At 31.9% G+C, this 8,999-nt stretch carries 7 protein-coding genes; 5 read left to right on the forward strand and 2 right to left on the reverse strand.

What is annotated here, in order from left to right; all coding sequences use genetic code 11:
* The first annotated feature begins 7 nt into the window (after window positions 1-7).
* From ACIQZ1_RS01950 to ACIQZ1_RS01960, 3 genes are all read left to right on the forward strand, one after another.
* The gene (locus ACIQZ1_RS01950) at window positions 8-556 is read left to right on the forward strand and encodes a DUF4136 domain-containing protein (protein WP_396158530.1); all 549 of its coding nucleotides are present in this window, start codon (window positions 8-10) and stop codon (window positions 554-556) included.
* A gap of 123 nt (window positions 557-679) precedes the next feature.
* Window positions 680-2,428: an aromatic amino acid hydroxylase gene (locus ACIQZ1_RS01955; protein WP_396158532.1), complete on the forward strand. Its 1,749-nt coding sequence runs from the start codon at window positions 680-682 to the stop codon at window positions 2,426-2,428.
* A gap of 70 nt (window positions 2,429-2,498) precedes the next feature.
* Entirely contained in the window at window positions 2,499-2,810 is a 312-nt protein-coding gene (locus ACIQZ1_RS01960) for a rhodanese-like domain-containing protein (protein ID WP_396158534.1), read from the forward strand.
* A gap of 5 nt (window positions 2,811-2,815) precedes the next feature.
* Here ACIQZ1_RS01960 and ACIQZ1_RS01965 read toward each other — a convergent pair whose 3' ends face one another.
* Entirely contained in the window at window positions 2,816-3,763 is a 948-nt protein-coding gene (locus ACIQZ1_RS01965) for a GSCFA domain-containing protein (protein WP_396158536.1), read from the reverse strand.
* Between the two features lie 104 nt (window positions 3,764-3,867).
* Between ACIQZ1_RS01965 and ACIQZ1_RS01970 the strand changes: the two genes are divergently transcribed.
* A complete protein-coding gene (locus tag ACIQZ1_RS01970; RefSeq protein ID WP_396158538.1) occupies window positions 3,868-5,613 on the forward strand; it encodes an ABC transporter ATP-binding protein in 1,746 nt (581 codons plus the stop codon).
* Window positions 5,614-5,686: 73 nt separating this feature from the next.
* Here the strand turns inward: ACIQZ1_RS01970 and alaS are convergent, their stop codons facing one another.
* A complete protein-coding gene (alaS, locus tag ACIQZ1_RS01975; protein WP_396158540.1) occupies window positions 5,687-8,323 on the reverse strand; it encodes an alanine--tRNA ligase in 2,637 nt (878 codons plus the stop codon).
* A gap of 318 nt (window positions 8,324-8,641) precedes the next feature.
* On the opposite strand from alaS, the gene ACIQZ1_RS01980 reads away from it, so the two are divergent.
* On the forward strand, window positions 8,642-8,971 hold the full coding sequence (locus tag ACIQZ1_RS01980; protein WP_396158542.1) for a MerR family transcriptional regulator: 330 nt from the start codon (window positions 8,642-8,644) through the stop codon (window positions 8,969-8,971).
* The last annotated feature ends 28 nt before the right edge of the window (window positions 8,972-8,999 follow it).

Raw genomic sequence — 8,999 nt, forward strand, 5'->3', positions numbered from 1 at the left:
ATAAATTATGAAATTAATTAAACTTCTATCGGTTTTAGGATTTTTTATCCTTACTTCTTGTTCGTCTGTTTATGTAAATACAGATTATGACAAAAAAGCAAATTTTGCAGCTTACAAAACCTATGCCTATAATAAAAGTAGCATAGATAAATTAGAAATTTCAGATTTAGACAAAAAGCGTATTTTATTCGCAATTGATGCTGTAATGCCTACTAAACAATTTACAAAATCAGAAAATCCCGATGTTTTAATCAATATTTTCACCAAAGAGCGTGAACGTGTTAATGTATACAACAACATGGGTTGGGGCTACGGTTTTGGCTGGGGTCCAGGTTGGGGTCCAGGTTGGGGAATGGGAATGGGTTTCACGCAAACGACGACTACTCCAGAAGGCACGTTATATATTGACATTGTTGATGCAAAAACTAAAGAGTTAGTTTGGCAAGGAATAGGAACAGGATATTTAACAACAAACTTTGAAAAGAAAGACGAACGAATTGCTGAATTTGTAGCTAAAATTTTAGAAAAATATCCGCCAATAATAAAACAAACCTAGTATTAAAATTGAAAAATTAATCCTGATTTGTTTTAAAACTGTCAGGATTTTTATTTGCATAATAAAAATCATAATTTGATTTAAAATTTATCGTAATTTTACTGAAACAACATAAATACCATTATGGAAACTAATTTTGAAAGTAACCCATTGATAGACAGGTTACCTAAACATTTAAAACAATTCATAATCCCACAAGATTATACAGACTACACACCTATAAATCAAGCGGTTTGGAGATATGTCATGCGTAAAAACGTAAATTATTTATCTAAAGTGGCACATAATTCTTATTTAGAAGGGTTAGAAAAAACCGGGTTAGAAATTGATAATATTCCTAACATGTATGGTATGAACCGAATTTTGAAAGAAATTGGTTGGGCTGCTGTAGCGGTTGACGGATTTATTCCACCAAGTGCTTTCATGGAATTTCAAGCGTATAATGTTTTAGTTATTGCTTGTGACATTAGACAATTAGAACATATTGAATATACTCCTGCTCCAGATATTATTCATGAAGGTGCCGGGCACGCTCCTATTATTGCCAACCCAGAATATGCAGAATATTTACGCCGTTTTGGCGAAATTGGCTGCAAAGCCATTTCATCTTCAAGAGATTACGAATTATACGAAGCCGTTCGATTATTATCTATTGTAAAAGAAGCAGAAGGCACTTCAGATGAAGAAATTAAAGCTGCAGAAGACCAAGTTGAATTTTTACAAAACAACATGGATGAATTGTCTGAAATGTCTAAAATTAGAAACTTACATTGGTGGACTGTAGAATACGGATTAATTGGAACAGTAGAAAACCCAAAAATATATGGTGCAGGATTATTATCTTCCATTGGTGAAAGTGCCTGGTGCATGACAGATGAAGTAAAAAAAATCCCTTACGATATTTCAGCAGCAGATCAAAGTTTTGATATCACTAAGCCGCAACCACAACTTTATGTTACACCAGATTTTGCCAAATTAAGTTCTGTATTAGAAGAATTCGCCAATAAAATGGCACTACGAACTGGCGGTTTATCTGGTGTTCAAAAATTAATTACTTCAAAAGCAATGGGTACAGTAGAATTAAGTACTGGCTTACAAATATCAGGCGTTTTTACAAACGTAATTGAAAATGAAGGAAAACCAGTTTACATTCAAACCACTGGAAAAACGGCTTTATCGTACAGAGAAAAAGAATTAGTAGGACACGGAACAGCATCGCATCCTGATGGATTTGGTTCGCCAATTGGAATGCTAAAAGGCATCAATTTGGCAATTGAAGATATGGGGCCAAGAGATTTACGTGCCTATGATATTTATGAAGGTGAACAAATTACTTTAGAATTTGAAGGAAACATTATAGTTTCTGGTGAAATTATTACTGGAACAAGAAATTTACAGGGTGAAATTTTACTAATAAAATTCAAAAATTGTACAGTTACTCATGGCGAAACCGTATTATTTGCTCCAGAATGGGGAATTTATGATATGGCTGTAGGTAAAAAAATAATATCCGCCTTTTCAGGACCTGCAGATGTTTCAAGTTTTGATATGATTAACCATGTTCCTTCATCGCATACCATCAAACAAAAAAAATCTAACAAACGTGAAGAACTAGAAAATTTATACTTAAATATTAGAAAATTAAGAGAAGGGAAACCAGCTGAAATCACTTTGAAAGAAGCATTTGGGGCTGTAACTGCAAATCACGAAAACGATTGGTTACTTTCAGTTGAAATTGCCGAATTAGCTAAAAAAGAAAATCATTCGGATTTAATTGACAAAGTTTTAAATCATTTAGAAAAAGTTAAAACAAAACGCCCGGAAATAGCACATTTAATTGATGGAGGTTTGTCATTAATTTTCGAAAATTAAGTAACAAATAGTAACATTTGTTACAAAACTTATTGTAAGATTCCCATATATTTGCTAAAAACAAAACAATATGGGAATTTTAGATTTTTTAGGATTTGGAAATAAATCCGCACAAATTGCAGCTTTTAAAGAGAGAAATGCAATAATCATTGATGTGAGAACGTACGAAGAATTTGCCGGCGGGCATATTAAAGACTCCAAAAATATTCCATTACAAATTATCGAATCGAAAATTAATGATATAAAAAAACTTAACAAACCAGTTATAGCTTGTTGCAGAAGTGGAAACAGAAGTGGTATGGCATCACGAATACTAAACCGAAACGGAATTGAATGCATCAACGGTGGTAACTGGCAAGATTTACAAAACAAATTACAATAGATGTTTTAAAATTTCATTTCAGGATATTTAGCCACAATTGAATTGATTTTCTGCTTTAATTTATCCTGAAATTTTAAATGACTTTCAGAATTAGGATTAAACGGTCTGTGACGCAATGATTTTTGAATTTCAGAAATGTGTTGCATCGTATCAAATTCAATTTCATCAATAAAATTTTCTGAAAATTTCATCCAAATATAATCAATTGCCGTTTGATTTGGATGTAACATATCTTCTGCATAAAAACGATAATCACGTAACTCGTCCATCATAATTTCGTAACTGGGGAAATAAATACTTGAAGTAGTTTTTGATAGAAATTGATAAAGCGCAATAATTAAATGCGATTTACTTACATTGTTTTCAATAAAACCGTCTTTAATATGACGAACAGGAGAAATGGTAAAAATAAATTTACAATTTGAATTTACAACTTGAATTTCTGAAACTATTCTTTTCAAACTAGATTCAATATCAGCAACAGAAAGCAATTCTTTCACAAATTGTTGTTGTGGAACTTTATGACAATTGGCAACAATTTCATCGCTTTCAATATGTTTATACGCCCAAGAAGTCCCTAAAGTAATTAGACAATGTGTGGCATTCTCTATGTGCCAATTTGTAGTATCAATTAATTGATTTAAAGTAGCTAGAAAATCTGCTTTATCAGGACTTGAAAGCTCGGAATGCACTTCAAAACAATGCCAAGCTTCATTATGAAAAAACACATCTTTCTCTGTAAAATATTTTTTATGAATACTTCTAACAATTATTTTTTCTAATGAAATTGGATTAAAAATAATTCCAAAAGGATTGGTAATAGTTGAAAATTTGAAATAGTCAAATTTATCTCCCATATTTTCAGCAAAACAAGAACCTAAAGAAACTAGTTTTGACGAATAATTAATTAAAAAATCAGATTTTTTTATGGGAATAGTGGTTTGAAATTTCATAGTACTGTATAACTTCTTTCAAAAATACAAAAACAAGTTAAATAGTTGTAAAAAAATATGTAAAGACTTTTTATTGATTACTTTTGCCTCTTAAATTTTTACAAATGAAATTGCTTTATAAGTATTTACGAAAACACAAATTACTACTCTTTTTTGCGCTTTTAATGGCGACAATAAACATATGTTTCAGTTTGTCTGACTCCATTATTACGGGTAAATTAATGCAGGATTGTGGAGTTGGAATTGCAAAATACAAAGGCAACGAAATCGGATTCATAAAATCTGTAGGATTTTGGTTAGGACTTTCGCTTACGGCTGCAATGATTTCTCGTATCACAAAAAACTTTCAAGATTACTTTACCAATATTGTTATTCAAAGAACAGGTGCTGAAATGTATACGGATGGTATAAAAAAATCTTTAGATTTGCCTTATGAAGATTTTGAAGATCAAAGTAGCGGGGAAACCTTAAGTAAATTACAGAAAGCCAGAACAGACTCTGAAAAGCTAATTACACTATCTATTTCGTTGATTTTTCAAACCATAATTGGGTTCATTTTTGTAATTGTTTACATTTCTCGGATTGATTACAGAATTGCTTTTATTTTTGTATTAACCGCACCTATTATAGCGTTCATAAGTTCGTTCTTAGGGAAAAAAATTAAAGCAGTATCGAGAAATATCGTTATGCAAACCAATTCCTTAGCAGGATCAACCACAGAAAGTTTACGGAATATCGAATTGGTTAAAAGTTTAGGATTAACCAAACAAGAAGAAAACAGATTAAATTCAAATACACATAAAATTTTACAACTTGAAATTCAGAAAATTCGTTTCATTAGAAGTTTGAGTTTTATTCAAGGTACAACGGTGCATTTTATGCGAACTTGTGTAATTTTTGGATTGTATTATTTCTTGTTTAGCGATAAAATTGTAGTTGGCGATTTATTAACTATGGTATTTTTTACCTTTTTTATTTTTAACCCATTGCAAGAATTAAGTGCTTTTATTATCGCTAAAAACGAAACAAAAGTATCTATGGAAAACTTTGAAAATTTATTAAAAGCAAAATCAGAACACCGTCCAGAAAAACCTGAAAATTTTGGGAAAATAAGTTCTTTAGTATTTACAGATGTAAGTTTCAAACATAAAACTGCCAAACAGCCTGCTGTTGAAAACATAAACTTTTCTATTAAACAAGGTGAAACGGTTGCATTCGTAGGGCCATCTGGTTCAGGAAAAACAACTTTAGTAAAATTATTAGTTGGTTTGTATCCGCCAGCAATAGGTCATGTTTTGTATAATGGAATCGATTCTAAAAATATTGATATTTTAAAACTACGAAATCAATTAGGGTTTGTAACACAAGATGCACAACTGTTTTCTGGAACAATTAGAGAAAATTTATTGTTTGTAAAGCCAAAAGCAACTGATGAAGAACTAATAAGTGCATTGCAAAAAGCAAGTTGTGGCAAACTTTTAGAACGTGCCGAAAACGGTTTAAATTCGACAATTGGCGAAGGTGGAATTAAAATTTCTGGAGGCGAAAAACAACGTTTATCTATAGCAAGAGCCATTTTGAGACAACCAAATTTATTAATTTTCGATGAAGCAACTTCTGCTTTAGATTCGATTACTGAAGAAGAAATTAATAGTACAATAAGAAATATTTCTGATGAAAACAGAATTACAATATTAATTGCTCACCGATTATCAACCATCATGCATGCTGATAAAATTTTCGTATTGGAACAAGGTAAAATTATTGAACAAGGCAAACACGAAGATTTATTGGTTGAAAAGGGGTTGTATTATGCGATGTGGCGCCAACAAATTGGTGAAAGAAAATAAAAAAAACACCGATTAAAGAAATTTTATAAATTATAATAATTTCTTTAATCGGTGTTTCAATAAAATTGGATATTTATTTTACGAAATTTATCGCATTCTCTAAAACAGCAACAATTCCGTTTGTGCTTTTCCCTTTTCCTGAAGCGAAAAACGGTTGTCCGCCTCCATTTCCATCAATGTATTTTCCTAATTCACGAATAACAGTTCCTGCGTTTAAACCTTTATTTGCTACTAATTCTTTAGCGATATAACAGTGAATATTTGGTAAACCATCTTCCACTGAAGCTAAAACTACAAATGAATTTGGTTTTGAAGTTCCAATGGCTTGTGCTAAATCTTTCGTTGCACTCATGGACAAATCAACTTGTTTTACTAGGAAATTAATTCCATTAACATCTTGAAATTCACAAACTAAACTTGCTGATAATCCGTCAATTTTTTCTTTTACTAATTGCTCAATTTGTTTTTTCAATTTTGCGTTATCGTCTTGCAACGAAGCCACTGATTTTAAAACATCTTGAGGATTTTTCAATACTTCCTTAATTTCCGACAAGGTGTTTTCTTGATTCGTATAAAAATCTTTAACCGCATCACCAGTAATGGCTTCAATACGACGAATTCCAGATGCAACGGCACCTTCTGAAACAATTTTGAAATGCCAAATATCAGCCGTATTTTTCACATGAATTCCGCCACATAATTCCTTACTATTTCCAAATTCAATCATACGAACGCTATCGCCATATTTTTCACCAAATAAAGCCATCGCACCTTTGTCTAATGCTTCTTTAATTGGAATATTTCGATGCTCTACTAATTGTAATTGGGCTTCAATTTGTGCATTGACACTTGATTCTACCTGACGTAATTCTTCATCAGAAACTTTAGAAAAATGCGAAAAATCGAAACGTAAATAATTCGGATTTACTAACGAACCTTTCTGTTCTACGTGTGTTCCCAAAATAGTTCTCAAGGCCAAATGCATCAAGTGTGTAGCCGAGTGATTTTTAGAAGTTGATGTCCTTAAATCAGTATTTACTTTTGCAGTAAAAACAGCATTTACATTTTCAGGTAATTGCTTAGCAAAATGTAAAATTAAGTTATTTTCTTTTTTCGTATCGATAATGTCAATCGTTTCATTTGCTGAAACTAAAGTTCCTTTATCTCCTACTTGTCCTCCACCTTCTGGATAAAAAGGCGTATTATCTAAAACAATTTGATATAAAATTCCGTCTTTTTTTGAATCTACTTTACGAATTCTGGTAATTTTTACTTCATTTTCTTTTTGGTCATAGCCTACGAATGTTTCTACATTTCCAGGAATTAAAACCGACCAATCTTCAGTTGAAACTTCAGAAGCGGCTCGAGATCGTGCTTTTTGTTTTTGCAATTCCGTTTCAAAACCAGCTTCGTCTAAACTAAACCCTCTTTCTCTAAGAATTAAGGCTGTTAAATCAATTGGAAATCCGAAAGTATCATATAATTCAAATGCTTTTTCACCAGAAACTTCTTTCCCAGAAGTATTTACCATTACGTTTTCCAACAATTGAATGCCCTGTTCCAGAGTTCTTAAAAAAGACGCTTCTTCTTCACGAATTACATTGGTAACCAATTGTTGTTGCGATTTGATTTCTGGGAAAAATTCTCCCATTTGATTTGCTAAAACAAGCACTAACTTATTGATAAAAGGTTCTTTTGTATCTAAAAACGTAAATCCGTAACGAATCGCACGTCGTAAAATTCTACGAATTACATAACCAGCACCTGTGTTTGAAGGCAATTGACCATCAGCAATAGCGAAAGCAACTGCGCGAACGTGGTCTACAACCACACGAATAGCAATGTTTGTTTTGTTTTGTTCTTCTGATATATTTTTGACTTCGTTTGAAGTATATTTTAATCCTGTAATTTCTTCCACTTTCGCGATAAGTGGTGTAAACACATCGGTATCATAATTAGACGTTACATTTTGCATCGCCATACACAAACGCTCAAATCCCATTCCGGTATCTACGTGCTGTGCTGGTAATTTTTCTAGAGACCCATCGGCTTTACGATTAAATTCCATAAAAACGTTATTCCAAATTTCCACAACTTGCGGATGGTCGGCATTGACTAAACTTCTTCCAGTCACTTCATTTCTTTCAGCATCAGAACGCAAATCGATATGTATTTCTGAACACGGACCACACGGACCTTGGTCGCCCATTTCCCAAAAATTATCTTTTTTATTTCCTAATATGATGCGATCTTCGGGTACAAATTGTTTCCAAATATCCCAAGCTTCTTGATCAAATGGCACATTATCTTCTGTACTTCCTTCAAAAACAGACACATACAAACGGTCTTTGTCTAACTTTAAAACTTCGGTAAGAAATTCCCAAGCCCATGGCAATGCTTCTTTTTTGAAATAATCGCCAAAAGACCAATTACCCAACATTTCAAACATGGTGTGGTGATACGTATCAAAGCCAACATCCTCCAAATCGTTATGTTTTCCTGAAACACGTAAACATTTTTGAGTATCCGTAATTCGATTACTTTTTGGCGTGCCATTTCCTAAGAAAAACTCTTTAAACTGTGCCATCCCTGAGTTGTTAAACATCAGTGTTGGATCGTCTTTTAATACAATTGGGGCAGAAGGAACAATAGTGTGACCTTTGCTTTCAAAAAATTGTAAATAAGCTTTTCTTATGTCTTGTGATTTCATTTTTATGATATTGAATCGAATAATTAATTTGATTGAAATTCTTAAAAAATATTTCAAAATATGAAACAAAATTTAAGTTCTTTCGTATAATAAGTGTTACTTTGTTGTAACGTGCACAAAAATAGTAAATTTTAATGAAATCGCTAACAAGAAAAAGTTTCTAAAAGGCAACTTTTCTGTAAAAGAATTTGTTTTAATTACTATATTAGCCAAAAACGAAAATTAAGCTTTTGATTGAAATAGTGTTTCAAGTTCCAAGTTTCAAGTTAACAAACCAACTTGAAACTTGAAACCTGAAACTAAAATAACAAAAATAAAATGCAAGTAAACTTACCAGAAAAAAGATATTATGGCATTGGCGAATTAGCGAAGGCATTTGACGTAAACGCTTCATTAATAAGATTTTGGGATAAAGAATTTGACGAAATCAATCCTAAAAAAAATGCAAAGGGCGACAGAATGTTTCGTCCAGATGATGTAAAAGTATTGCAAATGATTTACCATTTAGTAAAAGAACGTGGTTTTACTTTAGAAGGTGCCAAAATTCATTTGAAAGAAGGAAAAAAGAAAACCTTAGACAATTTTGAAATCATAAGTAAGTTGGAAGGTATAAAGAATCAATTATTAGAAATAAAAAAAGGACTTTGATATAACAAACCGTCTTAAAATAAATATA

The organism is Flavobacterium sp. (assembly GCF_044341185.1).
In the GTDB taxonomy this organism is placed as follows: domain Bacteria; phylum Bacteroidota; class Bacteroidia; order Flavobacteriales; family Flavobacteriaceae; genus Flavobacterium.